Annotated in this window: 26 protein-coding genes; 2 read left to right on the forward strand and 24 right to left on the reverse strand. The window is 69.5% G+C overall.

Annotation, left to right across the window (positions count from 1 at the left end):
* Positions 1-10 precede the first annotated feature (10 nt).
* From B1H19_RS39855 to B1H19_RS18385, 5 genes are all read right to left on the reverse strand, one after another.
* Positions 11-1,093: a L,D-transpeptidase family protein gene (locus tag B1H19_RS39855; protein WP_237289383.1), complete on the reverse strand. Its 1,083-nt coding sequence runs from the start codon at positions 1,091-1,093 to the stop codon at positions 11-13.
* Positions 1,094-1,217: 124 nt separating this feature from the next.
* Positions 1,218-2,642 (reverse strand): NAD(P)H-hydrate dehydratase, encoded by a 1,425-nt coding sequence (locus B1H19_RS18370; protein ID WP_083105767.1) that lies wholly within the window; start codon positions 2,640-2,642, stop codon positions 1,218-1,220.
* 63 nt (positions 2,643-2,705) lie between these two features.
* On the reverse strand, positions 2,706-3,074 hold the full coding sequence (locus B1H19_RS18375; RefSeq protein WP_083105768.1) for a holo-ACP synthase: 369 nt from the start codon (positions 3,072-3,074) through the stop codon (positions 2,706-2,708).
* 31 nt (positions 3,075-3,105) lie between these two features.
* On the reverse strand, positions 3,106-4,953 hold the full coding sequence (gene glmS / locus B1H19_RS18380; RefSeq protein ID WP_083105769.1) for a glutamine--fructose-6-phosphate transaminase (isomerizing): 1,848 nt from the start codon (positions 4,951-4,953) through the stop codon (positions 3,106-3,108).
* Positions 4,954-5,040: 87 nt separating this feature from the next.
* Entirely contained in the window at positions 5,041-5,310 is a 270-nt protein-coding gene (locus B1H19_RS18385; protein WP_083109730.1) for a hypothetical protein, read from the reverse strand.
* A gap of 162 nt (positions 5,311-5,472) precedes the next feature.
* Between B1H19_RS18385 and coaA the strand changes: the two genes are divergently transcribed.
* Complete coding sequence (gene coaA / locus B1H19_RS18390; RefSeq protein WP_203237181.1) at positions 5,473-6,471, forward strand: type I pantothenate kinase; 999 nt, start codon at positions 5,473-5,475, stop codon at positions 6,469-6,471.
* Positions 6,472-6,588: 117 nt separating this feature from the next.
* Here coaA and glmM read toward each other — a convergent pair whose 3' ends face one another.
* The 4 genes from glmM to B1H19_RS18410 all read right to left on the reverse strand — a co-directional run bounded on the left by glmM (position 6,589) and on the right by B1H19_RS18410 (position 10,988).
* On the reverse strand, positions 6,589-7,947 hold the full coding sequence (gene glmM, locus B1H19_RS18395; RefSeq protein ID WP_083105770.1) for a phosphoglucosamine mutase: 1,359 nt from the start codon (positions 7,945-7,947) through the stop codon (positions 6,589-6,591).
* Between the two features lie 168 nt (positions 7,948-8,115).
* Positions 8,116-8,628: a 30S ribosomal protein S9 gene (gene rpsI, locus B1H19_RS18400; protein ID WP_083105771.1), complete on the reverse strand. Its 513-nt coding sequence runs from the start codon at positions 8,626-8,628 to the stop codon at positions 8,116-8,118.
* 43 nt (positions 8,629-8,671) lie between these two features.
* On the reverse strand, positions 8,672-9,115 hold the full coding sequence (gene rplM / locus B1H19_RS18405; RefSeq protein WP_083105772.1) for a 50S ribosomal protein L13: 444 nt from the start codon (positions 9,113-9,115) through the stop codon (positions 8,672-8,674).
* Between the two features lie 244 nt (positions 9,116-9,359).
* Positions 9,360-10,988: an ABC-F family ATP-binding cassette domain-containing protein gene (locus B1H19_RS18410; protein WP_083105773.1), complete on the reverse strand. Its 1,629-nt coding sequence runs from the start codon at positions 10,986-10,988 to the stop codon at positions 9,360-9,362.
* Between the two features lie 112 nt (positions 10,989-11,100).
* On the opposite strand from B1H19_RS18410, the gene B1H19_RS18420 reads away from it, so the two are divergent.
* Positions 11,101-11,973, forward strand: a complete 873-nt coding sequence (locus B1H19_RS18420; protein WP_159028070.1) for a hypothetical protein — start codon at positions 11,101-11,103, stop codon at positions 11,971-11,973.
* Between the two features lie 51 nt (positions 11,974-12,024).
* On the opposite strand, the gene truA is transcribed toward B1H19_RS18420, so the two are convergent.
* The 15 genes from truA to rplR all read right to left on the reverse strand — a co-directional run bounded on the left by truA (position 12,025) and on the right by rplR (position 21,827).
* Positions 12,025-12,885 (reverse strand): tRNA pseudouridine(38-40) synthase TruA, encoded by an 861-nt coding sequence (gene truA, locus B1H19_RS18425; RefSeq protein ID WP_083105775.1) that lies wholly within the window; start codon positions 12,883-12,885, stop codon positions 12,025-12,027.
* 78 nt (positions 12,886-12,963) lie between these two features.
* A complete protein-coding gene (rplQ, locus tag B1H19_RS18430; protein ID WP_030062881.1) occupies positions 12,964-13,428 on the reverse strand; it encodes a 50S ribosomal protein L17 in 465 nt (154 codons plus the stop codon).
* A 161-nt stretch (positions 13,429-13,589) separates the two neighbouring features.
* The gene (locus B1H19_RS18435; RefSeq protein WP_003956430.1) at positions 13,590-14,612 is read right to left on the reverse strand and encodes a DNA-directed RNA polymerase subunit alpha; all 1,023 of its coding nucleotides are present in this window, start codon (positions 14,610-14,612) and stop codon (positions 13,590-13,592) included.
* A gap of 116 nt (positions 14,613-14,728) precedes the next feature.
* Positions 14,729-15,355 (reverse strand): 30S ribosomal protein S4, encoded by a 627-nt coding sequence (rpsD, locus tag B1H19_RS18440; protein WP_083105776.1) that lies wholly within the window; start codon positions 15,353-15,355, stop codon positions 14,729-14,731.
* A 27-nt stretch (positions 15,356-15,382) separates the two neighbouring features.
* Positions 15,383-15,787: a 30S ribosomal protein S11 gene (gene rpsK / locus B1H19_RS18445; RefSeq protein WP_004571845.1), complete on the reverse strand. Its 405-nt coding sequence runs from the start codon at positions 15,785-15,787 to the stop codon at positions 15,383-15,385.
* Between the two features lie 64 nt (positions 15,788-15,851).
* Complete coding sequence (gene rpsM, locus B1H19_RS18450; RefSeq protein WP_006604894.1) at positions 15,852-16,232, reverse strand: 30S ribosomal protein S13; 381 nt, start codon at positions 16,230-16,232, stop codon at positions 15,852-15,854.
* A gap of 196 nt (positions 16,233-16,428) precedes the next feature.
* Positions 16,429-16,542, reverse strand: coding sequence for a 50S ribosomal protein L36 (gene rpmJ, locus B1H19_RS18455; RefSeq protein ID WP_003956441.1), 114 nt, complete (start codon positions 16,540-16,542; stop codon positions 16,429-16,431).
* A gap of 60 nt (positions 16,543-16,602) precedes the next feature.
* Positions 16,603-16,824: a translation initiation factor IF-1 gene (gene infA, locus B1H19_RS18460; protein WP_014047798.1), complete on the reverse strand. Its 222-nt coding sequence runs from the start codon at positions 16,822-16,824 to the stop codon at positions 16,603-16,605.
* A 177-nt stretch (positions 16,825-17,001) separates the two neighbouring features.
* Positions 17,002-17,838, reverse strand: a complete 837-nt coding sequence (gene map, locus B1H19_RS18465; protein ID WP_083105777.1) for a type I methionyl aminopeptidase — start codon at positions 17,836-17,838, stop codon at positions 17,002-17,004.
* 120 nt (positions 17,839-17,958) lie between these two features.
* Positions 17,959-18,615: an adenylate kinase gene (locus B1H19_RS18470; protein WP_083105778.1), complete on the reverse strand. Its 657-nt coding sequence runs from the start codon at positions 18,613-18,615 to the stop codon at positions 17,959-17,961.
* Positions 18,615-19,928, reverse strand: a complete 1,314-nt coding sequence (gene secY / locus B1H19_RS18475) for a preprotein translocase subunit SecY (RefSeq protein ID WP_083105779.1) — start codon at positions 19,926-19,928, stop codon at positions 18,615-18,617. The genes B1H19_RS18470 and secY overlap by 1 nt, the downstream gene beginning before the upstream one ends.
* Before the next feature lie 227 nt (positions 19,929-20,155).
* Positions 20,156-20,611 carry a 50S ribosomal protein L15 gene (gene rplO, locus B1H19_RS18480; protein WP_083105780.1) on the reverse strand — a complete coding sequence of 152 codons (456 nt, stop codon included), beginning with the start codon at positions 20,609-20,611 and terminating at the stop codon, positions 20,156-20,158.
* Between the two features lies 1 nt (position 20,612).
* A complete protein-coding gene (gene rpmD / locus B1H19_RS18485) occupies positions 20,613-20,795 on the reverse strand; it encodes a 50S ribosomal protein L30 (RefSeq protein WP_083105781.1) in 183 nt (60 codons plus the stop codon).
* Positions 20,795-21,397, reverse strand: a complete 603-nt coding sequence (gene rpsE, locus B1H19_RS18490; RefSeq protein WP_043264889.1) for a 30S ribosomal protein S5 — start codon at positions 21,395-21,397, stop codon at positions 20,795-20,797. The genes rpmD and rpsE overlap by 1 nt, the downstream gene beginning before the upstream one ends.
* A 46-nt stretch (positions 21,398-21,443) precedes the next feature.
* The gene (rplR, locus tag B1H19_RS18495; protein ID WP_083105782.1) at positions 21,444-21,827 is read right to left on the reverse strand and encodes a 50S ribosomal protein L18; all 384 of its coding nucleotides are present in this window, start codon (positions 21,825-21,827) and stop codon (positions 21,444-21,446) included.
* Position 21,828 lies beyond the last annotated feature (1 nt).

Below are 21,828 nucleotides of genomic sequence, written 5' to 3' on the forward strand. Positions count from 1 at the left end.
CACCCGGGCCTCACACGCCGGTCTTGTGGCCCCAGACGTACACCAGGTCGTTCCTGTCGAGCAGTCCCCACAGCTTCTCCGAGTCCTCGAACTGGAGGTTGATGCAGCCGTGCGAGCCGGCGCCCGCATAGACGTCGTCGTAGACCCCGTGCAGCGCCTCCCCGCCGTCGAAGAACTGCGCGAACGGCATCGGCGTGTGGTAGAGCGACGACATGTGGTTCTTGTGGCGCCAGTAGATCCGGTACGTGCCGTTACGGGTGTCCATCTGCGGCCGGCCGGAACGCACGGCCACCGGGCGGAAGACCACCTCGCCGTCCTGCTGCACCCACAGGAGCTGCCGGTTGAGGTCCACGCAGACCACCCGCACGGTGCGCTCCGGGCACCGCTGGTCGTGGTTGGGGTCCTTCTGGGCCCGGAGCAGCCGCACCACGGCGCCGGTGACCGGCCCGGCGAAGCCGGTCGCCGGCTCGATCTGGTGGGCCCGCTGGAAGGAACGGATCGCCTGGCAGTCCTCGGGGGACTGCACTCCGTCCGGCTCCCGCTCCAGGAACTCCTCGACCGCCTTCTGGGCGGGCCCGGTCGAGGGGCTGCACTTCACCTTCGCACCGCCCTCGCCCTGCACCTCGGACCGGGGCACCAGCTCGATGTGCCGTACGGGGCCGAGCGGCCGGTCCGGCTCGGGCTCCTGGGGCATACGGCCGCGCGGGATGTTCGGCGGCAGGGCGCGGTCGGGCAGCTTCTGCTGCTCCTGCTGTTGCTGGTAGGGGTCGCGTTGCGGGAGGCCGGGGACCAGCCCGGAGGCGTCGTCGGCGGGCGGGTGCGGCCGGGGCGTGGTGGCGTGCGGCTGCGGCAGGGGCTGTGCGTCGGCGGCGGCCGCCCGCGCGAAGCTCATACGGGACAGCGGCCGCGCGGCGGCCCGGCCCCGGGACGGCGGGAGGGCGACGGCCTGCGCCCCGGAGGCGGCCAGACGCGCCACGGACCGGCCGACGTCGGCCGGATGCACTACGGGAGTCGGGCGCGCGGCGGCCGCGGGCACGGCGACAAACGTGAGCAGCGAGGCGCCGACCAGCAGCGCCGGGAGGGTGCGGTTCATGCACTCACCCATCCCGTGAGCCGACGCCCGCACCGCCCGCCGCCCGGCAGGTTCGCCCTGGTGGCCCGTGGCGTTCCCCCGCCGGGCGTAACGGGCGCCGCTTTCCGTCCCGCACGTCCCGCTGTCAGTCCCACACGTCCCGCCACGCCTCCCCCAGGTGGTCGGCCACCTCCATGGCCAGGATCGGCGCGCCCGTCGGGCCGGCGGCGCGGCGGGCGGCCAGCCCGTGCAGATACGCCCCCACGGAACCCGCGTCCAGCGGCGGCAGCCCCGCGGCCAGCAGCGATCCGGTCACCCCGGACAGCACATCGCCGCTGCCCGCCGTGGCGAGCCAGCCGGTCCCGGTCGGGTTGACCCGTACGGGGCCCGAGGCGCCCGCCACCAGGGTCGTCGAGCCCTTGAGCAGCACCGTCGCCCCATAGCGCGCGGCCAGCTCCCGTACGGAGCGCAGCCGGGCCGCCTCGATCTGCTCGCGACCGCATCCGAGCAGGGCGGCGGCCTCCCCGGCGTGCGGGGTCAGCAGGGTGCCGGCGCCGCGGCGGCGTACCCGCTCCGGCGTCAGGAACCGCAGTCCGTCCGCATCCACCAGCACCGGCACCTCCGCCGCCAGGACGTCGTCCAGCGCCGCCGACTCGTCCCCCAGGCCCGGCCCGATCACCCACGCCTGCACCCGCCCCGCCCGGTGCGGCGGCCCGGCGTGCACCAGCGTCTCCGGGAAGCGCGCCAGCACCGCATCGGCGGCCGGGCCCACGTACCGCACCGCCCCCGCACCGCCGCGCAGGGCACCGGCCACGGCCAGCACCGCCGCCCCCGGATAGCGCGCGGACCCGGCGACGACGCCAACCACGCCCCGCCGGTACTTGTCGCTCTCGGCCGCCGGGCGCGGCAGCAGCTCCGCCACGTCCGCATGCTGCAACGCCACCGCCTCGGCGTCCGGCGGCAGCGTCAGCCCGATGTCCACCAGGCGCAGCGCCCCCGCCCGCTCCCGCGCCGGATCGATCAGCAGCCCCGGTTTGTACGCCCCGAACGTCACCGTCGCATCGGCGCGGACGGCGTCCCCGGCCACCTCGCCGCTGTCCGCGTCCACGCCGCTGGGCAGATCGACGGCCACCACGAGCGCCGACTCGCCCACCGCGGACAGGAGTCGGGCGGCCTCGGCGCGCAGTCCGCCGCGCCCCCCGATCCCCACGATCCCGTCCACCACCAGATCGGCCCGGCCCAGATCGCGCCGCGCATCGCCCGAGACCCGCCCGCCGGCCGCCCGCAGCGCGGCCAGGCCGGCGCGGTGCGCCCGCTCCGGCGACAGCAGCACGGCCGTCACTCCGGCGCCGCGCCGCGCCAGCCGGGCGCCGGCGTACAGCGCGTCCCCGCCGTTGTCCCCGCTGCCCACCAGCAGCGTCACCCGGCTGCCGGACACCCGTCCCAGCAACTCCGCACAGGCCACGGCCAGTCCGGCCGCCGCCCGCTGCATCAGGGCCCCCTCCGGCAGCCGCGCCATCAGCTCGCGCTCGGCGGCCCGTACGGTCTGAACGCTGTAGGCAGTCCTCATGGGGCCAGTCTCACACCGCGGCCAGGGCGGGGGCCCGTCAGACGCGAACCCCCGCGCCGGGGCTCACCCCTCGGCGATCACCACCGCCGAGGCCACGCCCGCATCGTGACTGAGCGACACATGCCAGGAGCGCACCCCGAGTTCGGCCGCGCAGGCCGCGACCGTGCCGCGGACCCGCAGCCGCGGACGGCCGCTGTCCTCGACGTAGACCTCCGCATCCGTCCAGTGCAGCCCGCCCGGCGCGCCGAGCGCCTTGGCCACCGCCTCCTTGGCCGCGAACCGCGCCGCCAGGGAGGCGATGCCCCGCCGCTCCCCGCTGGGCAGCATCAACTCCTTCTCGATGAACAGCCGTTGGGCCAGTTCCGGCGTACGCCTCAGCGCCGCGTCGAACCGGTCGATCTCGGCGACATCGATCCCGACCCCGATAATCACCCGCGCCCCCGCCGCCCGCTCGTCCGCCCGGTCATTCCACCGTCACCGACTTGGCGAGATTGCGGGGCTGGTCGACCTCGTTGCCGCGCGCCGTGGCCAGCTCGCAGGCGAACACCTGGAGCGGTACGGAGGCCACCAGCGGCTGGAGCAGCACCGGCGTCTGCGGAATCCGTACGAGGTGATCGGCGTACGGGGCCACCGCCTCGTCGCCCTCCTCCGCGATGACGATGGTGCGCGCCCCGCGGGCCCGGATCTCCTGGATGTTGGACACGATCTTGTCGTGGAGCACGGAGCGCCCGCGCGGCGACGGCACGACCACGACGACCGGCACATCGTCCTCGATCAGCGCAATGGGGCCGTGCTTGAGCTCACCGGCCGCAAAGCCCTCCGCGTGCATATACGCGAGTTCCTTGAGCTTGAGCGCGCCTTCCAGCGCCACCGGATAGCCGACGTGCCGCCCCAGGAACAGCACGGTGTTCTTGTCCGCCAGGCCCCGCGCCAGTTCGCGCACCGGCTCCATGGTCCCGAGCACTTCCTGGACCTTCTCGCCCATGGCCGCCAGCTCGCACACCACGTCGCGGATCTCGTCGCCCCATTTGTTGCCCCGCACCTGCGCGAGGTAGAGCGCCACGAGATAGCACGCCACCAGCTGCGTCAGAAACGCCTTGGTCGACGCCACCGCGACCTCCGGACCGGCATGCGTATAGAGCACCGCATCCGATTCCCGCGGAATGGTCGAGCCGTTCGTATTGCAGATGGCGAGCACCTTGGCGCCCTGTTCGCGGGCGTGCCGCAGCGCCATCAGCGTGTCCATCGTCTCGCCGGACTGGCTGATGGCGATCACCAGCGTCCGCCGGTCGAGAATGGGGTCGCGGTAGCGGAATTCGCTCGCCAATTCCGTTTCGCACGGAATCCGCGTCCAGTGCTCGATCGCGTATTTGGCGATCATTCCCGCGTGATACGCCGTACCGCAGGCCACGATGACGACCTTGTCGACCTCCCGCAGCACCTCCCCGGAAATACGCACCTCGTCCAGGGAGAGCACCCCGGAGCCGTCGACACGGCCCAGCAGCGTGTCGGCCACGGCCTTCGGCTGCTCCGCGATCTCCTTGAGCATGAAGTAGTCGTGGCCGTCCTTCTCGGCGGCCGAGGCGTCCCAGTCGACGTGGTACGCCCGCACCGGCGCCGGCGCGCCCTCGAAGTCCGTCACCGTGACGCCGTCCCGGCGCAGCTCCACGACCTGGTCCTGGCCCAGTTCGACGGCCTCGCGGGTGTGCGCGATGAACGCCGCGACATCGGAGGCGAGAAACGCCTCGTCCTCCCCGATCCCGACCACCAGCGGCGAGTTCCGGCGCGCCCCGACCACCAGATCCGGCGCGTCCGCATGCACCGCCACCAGCGTGAACGCCCCCTCCAGCCGCCGGCACACCTGCCGCATCGCCTCGGGCAGCTCACCGCACGACGAATACGTCTCGGCGAGCAGATGCGCCACGACCTCGGTGTCCGTCTCGGACGCCAGGACGTGCCCGCGGTCGGCCAGTTCCGCCCGCAGCGCGGCGAAGTTCTCGATGATCCCGTTGTGGACGACCGACACCCGCCCCGCGTTGTCCAGATGGGGATGGGCGTTCTCGTCCGTCGGCGCGCCGTGCGTGGCCCACCGGGTGTGCCCGATCCCGGTCGCCCCCGTGGGCAGCGGCCGGTCCGCCAGCTCCTTCTCCAGATTGGCCAGCTTCCCCGCCTTCTTGGCCGCCGCCAGCCCTCCGTCGGCCAGCACGGCCACCCCCGCCGAGTCATACCCGCGGTACTCCAGCCGTTTCAGCCCGGCCAGCACGACGTCGAGGGCGGACTGCCCTCCCACATAACCCACGATTCCGCACATGGAGGCAGCCTACGACCCCCTCCCCCGCACACCCCCGCGCGGCCCGCGGCCGGGTGCACGGGCCGGCGCCCGCCCGGCGGGCAGGCCCTAGTAGCCCCGCTCTATCCGCTCCAGCGCCTCCCGCACCATCTCCAAGCACTCCTCGTGCTCATCCTCGTCCGTACCGGGCCGGCTGCCGCGTTCATAGGTCGCCAGAATGTCGGCGAGGTCCTCGTCGAGGTCGTCCTCGGGCAGGTCCTCGGCCAGTTCCGCGCGGATCCGGGCGGCGAAGGCGGCCGCGGCGGCGTCGTCGTTCGCCAGGCCCTGGCGCTTCTCCTCGGACCGCGCTCGGAGCAGTCCCAACAGGCGCGTGCGCACGCCCACCCCCTGTCTCACCTGTCTCGTCCTCCAGCGACCGTACCGGGCAATATCCGTCTGGTACAGGCGCTCACGGCACCCCCGGGACGAACCCGCCCGCCTCCCCTCACGACACCCCCGCTCCGGCCCCCCGCGCGAGGCCCGGCGGCCCGCCTGCGCACAATGGGGCGCGTGCCCCTCACGACCGATGCGCAGCAGCGACGCCGCGCCGAGAGTTCCCCGTACGTCGATCTGACGCGCGCTCAGTGGAGCGCCCTGCGGGAGAAGACACCGCTGCCGCTGACGGCCGACGAGGTCGAACGGCTGCGCGGCCTGGGAGATGTCATCGACCTGGAAGAGGTACGGGACGTCTATCTGCCGCTGTCGCGGCTGCTGAACCTGTATGTGGGGGCGACCAGCAATCTGCGGGGCGCCCTGAACACCTTTCTGGGCGATGCGGGCGGGGGCCAGGGCGCGCAGCCCGGCACGCCGTTCGTCATAGGGGTCGCGGGCAGCGTGGCGGTCGGCAAGTCCACCACCGCACGGCTGTTGCAGGCGCTGCTCGCGCGCTGGCCGGAGCACCCGCGGGTCGAGCTGATCACCACGGACGGTTTCCTCTTCCCCAACGCCGAACTGCACCGGCGCGGGCTGATGTCCCGCAAGGGCTTCCCCGAGTCGTACGACCGCCGGGCGCTGACCCGCTTCGTGGCGGACGTGAAGGCGGGCAAGGCGGAGGTGACCGCCCCGGTGTACTCCCACCTCATCTACGACATCGTGCCCGGCGAGCGGCTGACCGTGCACCGCCCCGACATCCTCATCGTCGAGGGCCTCAACGTCCTCCAGCCCGCCCTGCCCGGCAAGGACGGCCGCACCCGCCTCGGGCTCGCCGACTTCTTCGACTTCTCCGTCTACGTGGACGCGCGCACCGAGGACATCGAGCAGTGGTACCTCGGCCGCTTCCGCAAACTGCGCGCGACCGCCTTCCAGAACCCGTTCTCGTACTTCCGCAAGTACACCCAGGTCTCCGAGGAGGAGGCGCTGGACTACGCCCGCATGATGTGGCGCACCATCAACAAGCCCAACCTGCAACAGAATGTGGCCCCCACCCGCGGCCGCGCCAACCTGGTGCTGCGCAAGGGACCGGACCACAAGGTGCAACGGCTGTCGCTGCGCAAGCTCTAGGCCGATACGTCCGGGGAGTGCCGCCGGGTGCCGCCTCCCCCGTCGCGCACGCACGACAGCGGGCCCGCTCCCCCACGTACGAGAGGAACGGGCCCGCTGCGACGATTCCGCCAGGCGTTAGCCCAGCGCCGACTTCACCGCATCGGCGAGCCGCTCGGCGACCGTCCGCGCCTGCTCGATGTCCGCGGCCTCGACCATCACGCGTACCAGCGGCTCGGTGCCGGAAGGGCGCAGCAGCACCCGGCCGGTGGCGCCCAGCTCGCGCTCCGCCTCGGCGACCGCGGCGGTCAGCTCGGGGGAGGTGGCCACGCGGGACTTGTCGACGTCCGGCACATTGATCAGGATCTGCGGCAGGCGCTCCATGACGCCCGCCAGCTCGGCCAGCGACCGGCCGGTGGCGGCGACCCGGGCCGCCAGCATCAGACCGGTGAGCGTGCCGTCGCCGGTGGTGGCGTGGTCGAGGACGATGACGTGCCCGGACTGCTCGCCGCCCAGCGCGAAGCCGTGCGCCTTCATCTCCTCCAGGACGTAACGGTCGCCGACCGCCGTCTGGACGAAGTCGATGCCCTCGCGCTCCATGGCCAGCTTGAAGCCCAGGTTGGACATGACGGTGGCGACGACGGTGTTCTTGCGCAGCGTCCCCGCCTCGCGCATGCCCAGCGCGAGCACGGCCAGGATCTGGTCGCCGTCGACCTCGTTGCCGTCGCGGTCCACGGCCAGGCAGCGGTCCGCATCGCCGTCGTGCGCGACGCCCAGGTCCGCGCCGTGCTCGACGACCGCGGCCCGCAGCTTGTCGAGGTGCGTGGAGCCGCAGCCGTCGTTGATGTTCAGGCCGTCGGGTTCGGTGCCGATGGTGACGACCTCGGCGCCGGCCCGCGCGAACGCCTCGGGCGAGACCCGCGCCGCCGCGCCGTGCGCCCCGTCGATGACGATCGTCAGCCCGTCGAGGCGGTTGGGCAGCACGCCGACCAGATGCGCGACGTAGTTGTCGAAGCCCTCGTCGTAGACGGTGACCCGGCCCACGCCGTCGCCGGTCGGCCGCTCCCACGGCTCGCCGGAGCTGTGCGCCCGGTAGGTCCGCTCGATGCGGTCCTCCAGCTCGTCGGCGAGCTTGTGGCCGCCGCGGGCGAAGAACTTGATGCCGTTGTCGGGCATCGGGTTGTGGCTGGCGGAGAGCATCACGCCCAGGTCCGCGCCGAGCGCACCGGTCAGATACGCCACCGCCGGCGTCGGCAGCACTCCCACCCGTAGGACGTCCACCCCGGCACTGGCCAGTCCGGCGACGACCGCGGCCTCCAGGAACTCCCCCGACGCCCGTGGATCGCGCCCGACCACGGCAACCGGCCGGTGCCCCTCAAAAGTCCCGGCTTCCGCCAGCACATGCGCCGCCGCGACCGACAGGCCGAGCGCCAGCTCCGCCGTCAGATCCGCATTGGCGACGCCGCGCACACCGTCCGTGCCGAAGAGTCGTCCCACTGGTGTCCTCCGAGTGTCTGAGCTTGGACCAGGGATTTACGTCCAGGTATACGCCCCTGGCCTCAGGGATGGGCCACAGCCGTACGCGTCCGGTCCCGGATAGCCGAACGCCCCGGCGCATGGAGTGCCACCGGGGCGTTCGAGAGCTGCACGGTGCAGCGAGCGCGATTAGCGCTTGCTGTACTGCGGCGCCTTGCGGGCCTTCTTCAGACCGGCCTTCTTGCGCTCGACCGCACGGTCGTCACGCTTGAGGAACCCGGCCTTCTTCAGCGCGGGGCGGTTGTTGTCGACGTCGGCCTCGTTCAGCGCACGGGCCACGCCCAGGCGCAGCGCACCGGCCTGGCCGGAGATGCCGCCGCCGGAGATGCGGGCGATGACGTCGTAGCGGTTGTCGAGCTCGAGCACCTTGAAGGGCTCGTTGACTTCCTGCTGGTGCACCTTGTTGGGGAAGTAGCCCTCGAGGGTGCGGCCGTTGATCTTCCACTGGCCGGTGCCCGGGACGATCCGGACGCGGGCGATGGCGTTCTTGCGGCGGCCCAGGCCGGCGGCCGGCTGCGGGTCGCCGAAGCGGGACGCCATCGACTCGGAGGTGTACTCACCCTCCAGCGGCGCCTCGGACTCGCTGGTGTACTGCTCGACCTCGGCCTCTTCGAGCGGGGTCTCGGCGGTGGTCTCAGCCACGATGCTCCTCAGATTCTTTTCGTCTTAGGGGGTGTGGCCGGACTTACTGCGCGACCTGGGTGATCTCGAACGGGACCGGCTGCTGCGCAGCGTGCGGGTGCTCGGCGCCCGCGTAGACCTTCAGCTTCGAGAGCATCTGACGGCCCAGGGTGTTCTTGGGGAGCATGCCCTTGACGGCCTTCTCGACGGCCTTCTCGGGGTTCTTGTCGAGGAGCTCGTCGTAGCGCACCGAGCGCAGACCGCCCGGGAAACCGGAGTGGCGGTAGGCCATCTTCTGGTTGCGCTTGTTGCCGGACAGGTGCACCTTGTCGGCGTTGATGATGATGACGAAGTCACCGGTGTCAACGTGAGGGGCGTAAACCGGCTTGTGCTTGCCCCGCAGGAGAGAGGCGGCCTGGCTGGCCAGACGGCCCAGGACTACGTCCTGCGCGTCAATGATGTGCCACTGGCGCTGAACATCGCCGGGCTTGGGGCTGAACGTACGCACGTCTTAGCCTTCGCTTCGAAAGTGATGGGTCCTGTACTGGACACCTGGCCTGATCACACAGCAGAGCGGCACTACGGGTGACGCAACCCGATCGTCCGCCGCCGGTCATCGGCCCGGTGAGCCGGCGTAAGGGCCCCTCACGTGAGATAGAGCAAGCCAATACGCATAACGAACCAGCAGGATACCGAGACGACCCCACACGGGTCAAAACGCGTCCCGAACCAGCGTACGACCGGGAACGGCCCTACCGCTCCCGCTCCACCCTGCGCTCGTCCCACACCGGCTCCGCCGTCTCCCGCACCACCCCGTCCGCCCCGAACACCAGGAAGCGGTCGAAGCCCTTCGCGAACCACCGGTCGTGGGTGACCGCGAGCACCGTCCCCTCGTACGCCTCCAGGCCCTCCTGCAACGCCTCCGCGCTCTCCAGGTCCAGGTTGTCGGTCGGCTCGTCCAGGAGCAGCGCGGTCGTGCCGGACAGCTCCAGGAGCAGGATCTGGAAGCGGGCCTGCTGGCCGCCGGAGAGGCGGTCGAAGCGCTGCTCGGCCTGTTTCTCCAGCTCGTAGCGGCGCAGGGCGGACATCGCCTGGCCCTTGTTCTTGGCGTGCTCGGTCCACAGGATGTCGAGCAGGGTGCGGCCCAGCAGCTCGGGGTGGGCATGGGTCTGCGCGAAGTGGCCGGGGACGACGCGGGCGCCCAGCTTCCAGGCGCCCCGGTGCGCCACCGGATTGTCGGGGTCCCCGGCCAGCAGCCGCAGGAAGTGGGACTTGCCGGAGCCGTTGGAGCCCAGGACGGCCACCCGCTCGCCGTAGAAGATCTCCAGCGAGAACGGCTTCATCAGCCCGGTCAGCTCCAGGTTCTCGCAGGTCACCGCCCGTACGCCGGTACGGCCGCCGCGCAGCCGCATGGTGATCTCCTGCTCGCGCGGCGGCTCCGGCGGCGGGCCGGCCTCCTCGAACTTGCGCAGCCGGGTCTGCGCGGCGGCGTACCGCGAGGCCATCTCATGGCTGACCGAGGCCGCCTGCCGCAGCGTGACCACCAGCTTCTTGAGCTGGGCGTGCTTCTCGTCCCAGCGCCGCCGCAGCTCCTCGAAACGGGCGAAGCGCTCCTTGCGCGCCTGGTGGTAGGTGGCGAAACCGCCGCCGTGCACCCATACGTCGGAGCCCGCCGGGCCCGGCTCGACGCTGATGATCTTCTCCGCGGCGCGGGCCAGCAGCTCCCGGTCGTGCGAGACGAACAGCACCGTCTTACGGGTCTGCCGGAGCTGCTCCTCCAGCCAGCGCTTGCCGGGTACGTCCAGATAGTTGTCCGGCTCGTCCAGCAGCAGCACCTCATCCGTGCCGCGCAGCAGCGACTCCAGGACCAGCCGCTTCTGCTCGCCGCCGCTGAGCGTGCGCACCTGCCGCCACTGGGCCTTCTCGTACGGCATCCCCAGCGCCGCCATGGTGCAGATGTCCCAGGCCGTCTCGGCCTCGTACCCGCGCGCCTCGGCCCAGTCGCTGAGCGCCTGGGCGTACGCCATCTGCGCGGCCTCGTCGTCGGCCGTCATGATCGCCAGCTCGGCGGCGTCCACCGCGGCCGCGGCCTCCCGGATCCGCGGCTGGGCGACGGAGACCAGCAGGTCGCGCACCGTACGGTCGTCCCGTACAGACCCCACGAACTGCGGCATCACGCCCAGCCCGCCGCTCACCGTCACCGACCCGCCGTGCGGTTCCAGCTCCCCCGCGATCAGCCGCAGCAGCGTCGTCTTGCCCGCGCCGTTCGCACCCACCAGCGCGACCGACGCCCCCTCGCCCACCCTGAAGGAGACGTCTCCCAGCAGGGCCCTCCCGTCCGGCAGGTAGTACTCCAGGTGCCCGGCTTCCAGATGTCCCATGGGCGGAATTGTCAGGGGCGTGCGGGTATTCCTCCAACTCGTTTCCGAACGTTACGAAGGGGCCACCGGAGCGCCGCCAACCCGTGCCCGGACGGTCGTTAGGATGCGCGGCATGAGCTTTGGGCAAGGGGGGCCGTTCGACGGCCCCGGGGGATCTGGGACTCCGGACTGGGCCGCACTGGCCGAGGAGAGCGAATCGGCCTCCCGGCGTAAACGCTGGATGCTGATCGGCGGCGGTGCGGTGGCGGCGCTCGCCATCGCCGGCATCGTCACCCTCGCGGTCGTCAACAGCACCGGCGGCTCGCCCGGCGGCAACCCGACCGCCAAGCCCGCGGCATCCGGCGAGACCGTCGCACCGGACGACAAACCGTCCTTCCCCGACGTCTCGGTGCCGCCCCCGCCCAACCCGCGCGACTACATCACCGATCCCGCCAAGGACCGGGCGCCGCTCACCCCCGCCACGCTCTTCCCCGACAAGACCATGGTCATCGGCGACCACAGCTACGCGCGGACGAAGACCGCCAGCACCGGCGACTGCACCTCGGGCAGCCAGGGCGCGCTCGGCTCCCTGCTGGCCCACAACGGCTGCACCAAACTGCTGCGCGCCACCTACTCCAAGGGCGGCGTCTCCGCCACGGTCGGCGTCGCGGTCTTCGCCTCCCCGGCCAAGGCCACCAAGGTCATGAACGAGTGGAAGTCGGGCAATATCGCCCCGCTCGTCGGCGGCGGCGTGCCCGACACGTTCTGCCAGGCCACCCGGTGCCGTACGGCGGTCAACACCAATGGCCGCTACGCCTACTTCACCATCGCCGGCTACAACAACGGCAAGGCGACGACCACCGACGAGACCAAGGCCCAGCAGATCGGCCGGGACGCCGCCTCGTACACCTGGGCCCGGATCACCCAGCGCGGCAAGGACCAGGCCGCCAAGGTTGCCGCGCAGCAGCTCAAGGAGGCCCAGCAGAAGGCCAAGGCGCAGGGCTGACGCCGTTCGGTGGCGCCGCCGCCGCGGGCGGCGCCACTCCCCCGCGGCCGCTCAGCAGCAGCCGCCCCGCACCGGCAGCGAGCGCCGGTTGCGCGCTTCCTTGTTCCGCGCCATGAGCAGTTCGTCCGCCGGATAGCCGACCTCCTCCAAGGTCAGCCCGTGCGGCCGTACGACATGCACCGCGGAGTCCCGCACCCCCGCCGCCAGCACCTTCGCCGGCCACTCCGGCGGCCGGTGCCCGTCGCCGACGAACAGCAGCGCGCCGATCAGCGAGCGCACCATGTTGTGGCAGAAGGCATCGGCGCGGACCGTGGCGGTGATGATCCCGTCCGCGCCCCGCTGAAGGCTCAGCTCCTGGAGCGTACGGATGGTCGTGGCGCCCTCCCGCTTCTTGCAGTACGCCGCGAAGTCGTGCTCCCCCAGCAGCCCGCGGGCCGCCGCGTTCATGGCGTCCACATCGAGCGGCCAGTCGTGCCAGAGCACATGGCCGCGCAGCAGCGGATCCACGCCCCCGTGGTGATCGGTCACCCGGTACGCATACCGCCGCCAGATCGCCGAGAAGCGCGCGTTGAAGCCCTCGGGCGCCTCGGTCAGCGACCACACCCGCACATCCTTGGGCAGCCGGCCGGCCAGCCGCTTCAGCAGCTTCTCCTGATGTTCGGCCCACAGCTCCGCCGGCAGGTCCACATGCGCCACCTGCCCGCGCGCATGCACCCCGGCGTCCGTCCGCCCGGCGACCGTGAGCTCGTACGTCGTCTCCCCGGACCGGGTCACGGTCCGCAGCGCGTCCTCGATCTCCCCCTGTACGGTCCGCTGCCCGCGGGCCTGCTTGGCCCAGCCGGAGAAGTCCGTGCCGTCATAGGAAAGGTCCAGCCGCACCCGGACGTACCCGGGCTCCACCTCGTCACTCACGTAAGCAATCCTCTCAGGCCCCCGGCAACGCGAAGCGGGCCCGTCCCCGAAGGAACGGACCCGCTCACAGGCAGTGCCTCAGGCGTCCTTGGACTCCTCGGCGGGAGCCTCGGCCGCAGCCTCGGACTCCTTCACCGCACGCTTGGTCGCGGCCTCGGCCTCGGCGACGGTGGCCTTCTTGGCGATCTCGCCCTCGACCAGCTCGATGACCGCCATCGGGGCGTTGTCGCCACGACGGTTACCGATCTTGGTGATGCGGGTGTAGCCACCCGGACGCTCCGAGAACCGCGGCGCGATCTCGGTGAAGAGCGTGTGGACGACGCTCTTGTCCGAGATCAGCTGCATGACCTGACGGCGGTTGTGAAGGTCGCCCTTCTTCGCCTTGGTCACCAGACGCTCGGCGTACGGACGCAGACGACGGGCCTTGGCCTCGGTCGTCGTGATGCGGCCGTGCTCGAAGAGGCTGGTCGCCAGGTTGCGCAGCATCGCCTTCTCGTGCGACGCGCTGCCGCCCAGACGGGCACCCTTGGAGGGCTTCGGCATGGTGTTTCTCCTTGGTGTCTGCCCCGGCCGTATCAGGTACCGGGGTCAGTATCCGAGCAGGCGGGTTTGCCTGTCGGAGACCCCGCGCCCCGTAAGGGGCGCGGGGAACTGCGCGACCGGCCACAGCCGGCCCGCAGCCAAAGACGGTCCTAGCGGAGCGCCTAGTACTGCTCGGTCTCCACGAAGCCCGCGTCCGCATCGTCGTCAGCGCCAAAGGCGTCCGCGGCAGCGGTCGGGTCGAACCCGGGGGGCGAGTCCTTGAGCGCCAGACCCATCCCGGCCAGCTTCGCCTTGACCTCGTCGATCGACTTCGCACCGAAGTTGCGGATGTCGAGCAGATCGGCCTCGGAGCGGGCAACGAGCTCACCCACGGAGTGGATGCCCTCACGCTTGAGGCAGTTGTAGGAGCGGACCGTGAGCTCCAGCTCCTCGATCGGCAGCGCCAGATCGGCGGCCAGGGCGGCATCCGTCGGGGACGGACCCATGTCGATGCCCTCGGCGTCGATGTTCAGCTCGCGGGCCAGACCGAACAGCTCGACCAGGGTCTTACCGGCCGACGCCATGGCATCACGCGGGCGCATGGCCTGCTTGGTCTCGACGTCGACGATCAGCTTGTCGAAGTCGGTGCGCTGCTCGACACGGGTCGCCTCGACCTTGTAGGTGACCTTGAGCACCGGCGAGTAGATGGAGTCGACCGGGATCCGGCCGATCTCCTGGCCCACCTGCTTGTTCTGGACGGCGGAGACATAGCCGCGACCGCGCTCGACGGTCAGCTCCATCTCCAGCTTGCCCTTGCCGTTGAGCGTGGCGAGGACCAGGTCCGGGTTGTGCACCTCGACACCGGCCGGCGGCGCGATGTCGGCGGCGGTGACCAGGCCGGGACCCTGCTTGCGCAGGTACATGACCACCGGCTCGTCGTGCTCCGAGGAGACGACCAGCTGCTTGATGTTGAGGATCAGGTCGGTGACGTCCTCCTTGACGCCCGGCACGGTGGTGAACTCGTGCAGGACACCGTCGATGCGGATGGACGTGACCGCCGCACCCGGAATCGAGGAGAGGAGCGTACGACGCAGGGAGTTGCCGAGGGTGTAGCCGAAGCCCGGCTCCAGCGGCTCGATCACGAACCGGGAGCGGTATTCGTCGACGACCTCTTCGGTCAGAGAGGGACGCTGAGCAATCAGCATGGTTCTTTGATCCTTCAGTCGTGGGCGCCCGCTATTTGACGCCCGCTGTACTTCAAAGGGTACGGGCGGTACGGCGCCAGAGGCTCCGTACCGCCCACACCAATTCCGCTCAGCTCTTACTTGGAGTAGAGCTCAACGATCAGCTGCTCCTGCACCTGGGTGTCGATCACCTGGCGCTCGGGCAGGCTGTGCACGAGGATCCGCAGCTGCGAGGGGATCGACTCCAGCCACGCCGGAACGGTCTTCTCGCCGGCCTCGGCCTGAGCCACCTGGAAGGGGGTCAGGTTCCGGGACTTCTCGCGGACCTCGATGATGTCGTTCACCGACACGCGGGCCGACGGGATGTCGGTCTTGCGGCCGTTGACGTTGACGTGTCCGTGACGGACCAGCTGACGGGCGTGGTCGCGGGACTTGGCGAAGCCGGCCCGGTAGATCACGTTGTCGAGGCGGGTCTCAAGGATGCGCAGAAGGTTCTCACCGGTCTTGCCGGTCTTCTGGTTCGCTTCCTTGTAGTAGTTCACGAACTGCTTCTCAAGGACACCGTAGATACGGCTGCACTTCTGCTTCTCACGAAGCTGGAGCAGGTACTCGCTGTCCTTGGTGCGCCCGCGACCGTGCTCACCCGGGGGGTAAGGACGGATCTCGATCGGGCACTTTGCGCTCTCGCACTTGCTGCCCTTGAGGAACAGCTTCTGCTTCTCCCGACGGCAACGCTTGCAGTCGGCCCCGGTGTAACGCGCCATTGTCTAGTTTTCTCCTACTTCAGATGGTCAGACGCGGCGACGCTTGGGCGGGCGGCATCCGTTGTGCGGGGTGGGGGTGACGTCCTGGATCGAGCCGACCTCGAGGCCGGTGGCCTGGAGGGAGCGGATCGCGGTCTCACGGCCGGAGCCGGGACCCTTGACGAAGACGTCGACCTTGCGCATGCCGTGCTCCTGCGCGCGGCGGGCGGCCGACTCGGCGGCCATCTGCGCGGCGAAGGGGGTGGACTTGCGCGAGCCCTTGAAGCCGACGTGGCCGGCAGAGGCCCAAGAGATCACGTTGCCCGTGGGGTCCGTGATCGAGACGATCGTGTTGTTGAACGTGCTCTTGATGTGAGCGTGCCCGTGGGCGACGTTCTTCTTCTCCTTGCGGCGCACCTTCTTGGCGCCGGCCGTACGGCCCTTCGGAGGCATGAATTTCTCCCGTGGAGGTGGTCGGTCCTACAGCGAAGACCGCTGGTGAGCGTCCTGCTGAGGACTACTTCTTGCCCGGCTTCTTCTTGCCGGCGATCGCGCGACGCGGACCCTTGCGGGTACGGGCGTTCGTGCTGGTGCGCTGACCGTGCACCGGCAGACCGCGGCGGTGACGCAGACCCTGGTAGCAGCCGATCTCGACCTTGCGGCGGATGTCGGCCTGGATCTCGCGACGGAGGTCACCCTCGGTCTTGAGGTTGTTGTCGACGTACTCGCGGATCTTGACCAGGTCTTCCTCGGCCAGGTCGCGGACCCGGGTGTCCGGGTTCACGCCGGTGGCGGCGAGGGTCTGCTGCGAGAGCGTCCGCCCGATACCGAAGACGTAGGTGAGGGCGACCTCCACACGCTTTTCGCGCGGGAGATCAACGCCTGCGAGGCGTGCCATTGATGTGGCTCCTGATGGCTATTCGGAGGTCTTCCGCAGCACCGTTCCCGTAAGACTCTTCAGAATTACGAGCCGGGTCCCCGGCCTCCGAGCCGGGGGTGTCGTCCCCACGCGGTGAGGCGGGGGGTCGGGTGACTGCGTATGTACGTATGTGCTTGCGTCGCGCGAACTGCGAAATGCAGGTGGTCGGCGTGCGTCAGCCCTGGCGCTGCTTGTGGCGCAGGTTGTCGCAGATGACCATGACCCGGCCGTGGCGGCGGATCACCTTGCACTTGTCGCAGATCTTCTTGACGCTCGGCTTGACCTTCATGGGATGTGAGGTTCTCCGGGTCAGTGCCGTCACCCCACGGGAGCGGGGCGTCGACAAGATCTACTTGTAGCGGTAGACGATCCGGCCACGCGTCAGGTCGTACGGAGAAAGCTCCACCACGACCCGGTCATCCGGGAGGATACGGATGTAGTGCATCCGCATCTTGCCGCTGATGTGCGCGAGGACCTTGTGACCGTTCTGGAGCTCTACCCGGAACATCGCGTTCGGCAGAGACTCGATCACGGTGCCCTCGATCTCGATGGCACCTTGCTTCTTGGCCACGCTTCGCCTTTCGAATCGGCTACCTTGATCAACTCCCGCGCTCCAGCCTGGAGGCATACGGATGCACGAGAGCCGACGCGTCAGTCTACGTCAGTGCCTGTGAAAAGACGAATCCAGGATTATTGCCCACCGGCGGTGATCCTTACGCCGACCCTTACGCCGCAAGGGCTCCCGGGGTCAGGCCAGGGGGTCAGGCGCCGCCGTGACACCCAGCTCCGCGAGCTTGGCCTTGCCGCCGTCGGGGGCGGTCAGCACCAGCGGGCCGTCCTCGGTCAGGGCGACCGAGTGCTCCCAGTGCGAGGACCAGCTGCCGTCGTTGGTCTTGACCGTCCAGTCGTCCTCGAGCACATGCGTCTTGGCCGTGCCGAGATTGACCATGGGCTCGATCGCGATGCAGAAACCGGGCACCAGCTTGGGGCCGCGGCCGCGCCTGCGCTCGACGTAGTTCAGCAGATGCGGGTCCATGTGCATCTGCGAGCCGATGCCGTGGCCGCCGTAGTCCTCGACGATGCCGTACTTCCCGCTGGAGGGGCGCGGCTGGCGGCGGATGTAGCCCTCGATCGCCTTGGAGATGTCGACCAGGCGGTTGCCCTTGGTGACGGCCGCGATACCCGCCCACATGGACTCCTCGGTCACCCGGCTGAGCTCGACCAGCTCCGCGGAGTGCCCGGAGCCGACGAAGGCGGTGTACGCGGCGTCGCCGTGCCAGCCGTCGACGATCGCGCCGCAGTCGATGGAGATGATGTCGCCGTCGGCCAGGACCGTCTCGGTGTCGGGGATGCCGTGGACCACGACATCGTTCACCGAGGTGCAGATCGTCGCGGGGAATCCGCCGTACCCGAGGAAGTTCGACTTCGCCCCGTGCTCGGCCAGCACCTTGCGCGCCGCATCGTCCAGATCCTTGGTCGTGGCGCCCGGCACCGCGACCTGGCGGGTCGCCGCGTGAATGGCCGCGACCACCAGCCCCGCCTCGCGCATCTTCGCGATCTGCGCGGGGTTCTTGATCTCCAGCATTACGGCAACGCCTTCCTGAGCCGATGACACATCTTGTCCGGCCACCGTCGCGACCGCCCCATACACGATACGGCCGCGGTACCCGTCGGGGCACCGCGGCCGTATCGGACCGGCTGTCTGCTACTCGCTCAGGGCCTTGAGCGCGGCCATCGCACGCTCGGTGACCTCGGAGACCTTGCCGAGCGCCGGGATCGTGACGACCAGATCCTGGGCCTTGTAGTAGTCGATGATCGGCTCGGTCTGCGTGTGGTAGACCTCGAGCCGGTTGCGGACGGTGTCCTCGCTGTCGTCGTCGCGCTGGTACAGCTCGCCGCCGCAGACGTCACAGACGCCCTCGGTCTCGGGCTTGTTGTACTCCGCGTGGAAGACGTGGCTGCTGTCCTTGCGGCAGATCCGCCGGCCGGCGATCCGCTTGACGACCTCGTCCTCGGGGACCTCCAGGTCCAGGACCGCGTCCAGCTTGAGGTCGTGGCCCTTGAGGTAGTCGTCCAGCGACTCGGCCTGACCGAGGTTGCGCGGGAAGCCGTCGAGCAGGAAGCCGTTGGCCGCGTCCGCGTGGCCCATACGGTCCTCGGCCATGCCGATGGTCACCGAGTCCGGTACGAGCTGTCCCGCGTCCATGTAGGACTTCGCCTCGAGCCCCAGAGGCGTGCCCTGACTGATGTTCGCGCGGAACAGGTCCCCCGTGGAGATGTGCGGGATCGCGAGGTTCTTGGCGAGGTACGCGGCCTGCGTACCCTTACCGGCCCCCGGAGGTCCGACGAGGACGATTCGCATCAGCGGAGGAACCCTTCGTAATTGCGCTGCTGAAGCTGACTCTCGATCTGCTTCACGGTTTCCAGACCCACACCCACGATGATGAGGATGCTCGTCCCGCCGAACGGGAAGTTCTGGTTCGCGTTGAACAGCACCAACGCCACTGTTGGTACGAGTGCGATCAGCCCCAGGTACAGCGAGCCCGGCCACGTGATCCGGTTGAGCACGTAGCTGAGGTACTCAGCCGTCGGGCGACCAGCCCGGATACCCGGGATGAAGCCACCATACTTCTTCATGTTGTCGGCAACTTCTTCGGGGTTGAAGCTGATGGCGACGTAGAAGAAGGCGAAAAATACGATCAGCAGGAAGTACGTAACGATGTAAACCGGGTGATTTCCCTTGGTGAAGTTGGTGGCAATCCACGTCGCCCACGCCGCCTTCGACCCGCTGAACTGAGCGATCAGGGCCGGAATGTAGAGCAGCGATGACGCGAAGATGACGGGAATCACACCCGCCTGATTCACCTTCAGCGGGATGTAAGTGGACGTACCGCCATAGGACCGGCGCCCGATCATCCGCTTCGCGTACTGCACCGGAATGCGCCGCTGCGCCTGCTCGACGAAGACCACCAGGGCGACCATCGCCAGACCCACCGCGATCACACCGAAGAACTCGATCCAGCCGTCGGCCAGCTTGCCGGTGAGCTTGATCTGCCACAGCGCGCCCGGGAAGCCGGCGGCGATCGAGATGAACATCAGGATCGACATGCCGTTGCCGATACCGCGGTCGGTGACCAGCTCACCGAGCCACATGATCAGGCCCGTGCCGGCGGTCATGGTGATCACCATCGTGATGGTGGTGAAGATGGAGTCGTTGGGCACGATCTCGGTGGAGACCGGGCAGTTCCGGAACAGCGCACCGCTGCGGGCGGTGGCCACCAGGCCGGTGCCCTGCATGATGGCGAGCGCCACCGTCAGATAGCGGGTGTACTGGGTGATCTTCGCCTGGCCGGACTGCCCCTCTTTCTTCAGGGCCTCCAGGCGGGGAATCACCACGGTCAGCAGCTGGAGGATGATGCTCGCCGTGATGTACGGCATGATCCCCAGCGCGAAGATCGTGATCTGGAGCAGCGCACCACCGCTGAACATGTTCACCAGGGCGAACAACCCGCTGTTGCCGCCGGCCTGCTTCATGCAGGTCTCGACGTTCGCGTAGTTCACCCCGGGGACCGGGACGTGTGCGCCGATCCGGTAGAGCACGATGATGCCCAATGTGAACAGCAGCTTCTTGCGCAGGTCGGGCGTCTTGAACGCTCGGGCGAACGCGGTGAGCACGGTGCCTCCTGCGCCTCCCGCCTCGTGTGCGAGAGGTGACGGTCTTGAGGATCGACGGATACTTGGCGGCCAGTGCCGCACCGGACGGGCCGGCGCGGCGGGGGTCCGGGACATAGCCCCGGAAAACAACAGTGCCTGCCACCTTACCGGCGACCGTACCCCCCGTGGAACGACCGACCGGGGATGCCCCAATCAATGGGCATCCCCGGTCAGTTGAACCAACGAACTCAGATGAGCTCGGTGACGGTGCCGCCGGCGGCGGCGATCTTCTCCTTGGCGGAGCCGGAAACGGCGTCAACCGAAACCTGCAGCGCCACGGAGATCTCGCCCTGGCCCAGGACCTTGACGAGCTCGTTCTTGCGCACCGCGCCCTTGGCAACCAGGTCGGCCACCGTGACCTCGCCACCCTGCGGGTAGAGCTCGGCCAGCTTGGTCAGGTTCACGACCTGGAACTGCTTGTGGGCGGGGTTCTTGAAGCCCTTCAGCTTCGGGAGGCGCATGTGGAGGGGCATCTGCCCACCCTCGAAGCGCTCCGGAACCTGGTAACGGGCCTTGGTGCCCTTGGTACCACGACCAGCGGTCTTACCCTTGGACGCCTCACCACGACCGACACGGGTCTTGGCGGTCTTGGCGCCCGGGGCGGGCCGGAGGTTGTGGACCTTCAGCGGGTTGGTCTCCGCCATGTCAGTCGACCTCCTTGACCGACACGAGGTGGCGGACGGTGTGCACCATGCCGCGGAACTCGGGGCGGTCGTCCTTGACAACCACGTCGCCCAGGCGCTTCAGGCCGAGCGAACGCAGGGTGTCGCGGTGGTTCTGCTTGCTGCCGATGTAGGACTTGATCTGCTTGATCTCGAGGCGAGCCATTACGCACTCACCCCAGCCCGCGCCCGCAGCAGAGCGGCGGGAGCAACGTCCTCCAGCGGCAGACCACGACGGGCGGCGATCTCCTCGGGACGCTGCAGTCCCTGGAGGGCCTCCACCGTGGCGTGCACGATGTTGATCGGGTTCGACGAACCGAGCGACTTGCTCAGCACGTCGTGGATGCCCGCGCACTCCAGGACGGCGCGCACCGGGCCACCGGCGATCACACCGGTACCGGGGGAAGCCGGCTTGAGCAGGACGACGCCCGCAGCCTTCTCGCCCTGGATGGGGTGCGGGATGGTGCCCTGGATACGGGGGACCTTGAAGAAGTTCTTCTTGGCCTCTTCCACGCCCTTGGCGATGGCAGCCGGAACTTCCTTGGCCTTGCCGTAACCGACACCTACGGTGCCGTCACCGTCGCCCACCACGACCAGCGCGGTGAAGCTGAAACGGCGACCACCCTTGACAACCTTGGCGACGCGGTTGATCGCGACAACGCGCTCAACGTACGCGGTCTTCTCGGCGGCAGCGCCACCGTCGCGACCCTTCCGGTCCCGCCGCTCGCCGCCACCGGCACCGCTTCCGCGGCGCTGGGGTCCAGCCATTGGATTTACCTCTCTCTGTTACGTCCGCTAGCTCCGGAACCGGGGCTCAGAACTTCAGCCCGGCCTCGCGGGCGGCGTCGGCCAGAGCGGCAATCCGCCCGGCGTACTGCTTGCCACCACGGTCGAACACGACGGCCTCGACACCGGCGGCCTTGGCACGCTCGGCAACCAGGGCGCCAACCTTCTTGGCCTGGGCGCTCTTGTCACCCTCGCCGCCACGGATCGACGCGTCCAGGTTCGACGCCGAGGCCACCGTGTGGCCCGCGATGTCGTCGATGACCTGGGCGAAGATGCCGCGGTTGGACCGCGTCACGACCAGACGCGGACGCTCCGCCGTACCCGAAATCCGCTTACGGATGCGGATGTGGCGACGCTTCGCGGCAGCACGCTTGTAGGCGTCGCCCTTAGCGATCTTCACACCGTATGCCATG

The organism is Streptomyces gilvosporeus, from assembly GCF_002082195.1.
GTDB lineage: Bacteria > Actinomycetota > Actinomycetes > Streptomycetales > Streptomycetaceae > Streptomyces > Streptomyces gilvosporeus.

Bases quoted from the DNA above. Each gene is read 5' to 3' on its own strand.
- B1H19_RS39855 (WP_237289383.1), bottom strand. From the start codon at position 1,093: ATGAACCGCACCCTCCCGGCGCTGCTGGTCGGCGCCTCGCTGCTCACG.
- B1H19_RS18370 (WP_083105767.1), bottom strand. From the start codon at position 2,642: ATGAGGACTGCCTACAGCGTTCAGACCGTACGGGCCGCCGAGCGCGAG.
- glmS (WP_083105769.1), bottom strand. From the start codon at position 4,953: ATGTGCGGAATCGTGGGTTATGTGGGAGGGCAGTCCGCCCTCGACGTC.
- coaA (WP_203237181.1), top strand. From the start codon at position 5,473: ATGGGGCGCGTGCCCCTCACGACCGATGCGCAGCAGCGACGCCGCGCC.
- B1H19_RS18410 (WP_083105773.1), bottom strand. From the start codon at position 10,988: ATGGGACATCTGGAAGCCGGGCACCTGGAGTACTACCTGCCGGACGGG.
- B1H19_RS18420 (WP_159028070.1), top strand. From the start codon at position 11,101: ATGAGCTTTGGGCAAGGGGGGCCGTTCGACGGCCCCGGGGGATCTGGG.
- rplQ (WP_030062881.1), bottom strand. From the start codon at position 13,428: ATGCCGAAGCCCTCCAAGGGTGCCCGTCTGGGCGGCAGCGCGTCGCAC.
- B1H19_RS18435 (WP_003956430.1), bottom strand. From the start codon at position 14,612: ATGCTGATTGCTCAGCGTCCCTCTCTGACCGAAGAGGTCGTCGACGAA.
- rpsD (WP_083105776.1), bottom strand. From the start codon at position 15,355: ATGGCGCGTTACACCGGGGCCGACTGCAAGCGTTGCCGTCGGGAGAAG.
- rpsK (WP_004571845.1), bottom strand. From the start codon at position 15,787: ATGCCTCCGAAGGGCCGTACGGCCGGCGCCAAGAAGGTGCGCCGCAAG.
- rpsM (WP_006604894.1), bottom strand. From the start codon at position 16,232: ATGGCACGCCTCGCAGGCGTTGATCTCCCGCGCGAAAAGCGTGTGGAG.
- rpmJ (WP_003956441.1), bottom strand. From the start codon at position 16,542: ATGAAGGTCAAGCCGAGCGTCAAGAAGATCTGCGACAAGTGCAAGGTG.
- map (WP_083105777.1), bottom strand. From the start codon at position 17,838: ATGCTGGAGATCAAGAACCCCGCGCAGATCGCGAAGATGCGCGAGGCG.
- B1H19_RS18470 (WP_083105778.1), bottom strand. From the start codon at position 18,615: ATGCGAATCGTCCTCGTCGGACCTCCGGGGGCCGGTAAGGGTACGCAG.
- rplO (WP_083105780.1), bottom strand. From the start codon at position 20,611: ATGGCGGAGACCAACCCGCTGAAGGTCCACAACCTCCGGCCCGCCCCG.
- rpmD (WP_083105781.1), bottom strand. From the start codon at position 20,795: ATGGCTCGCCTCGAGATCAAGCAGATCAAGTCCTACATCGGCAGCAAG.
- rpsE (WP_043264889.1), bottom strand. From the start codon at position 21,397: ATGGCTGGACCCCAGCGCCGCGGAAGCGGTGCCGGTGGCGGCGAGCGG.
- rplR (WP_083105782.1), bottom strand. From the start codon at position 21,827: ATGGCATACGGTGTGAAGATCGCTAAGGGCGACGCCTACAAGCGTGCT.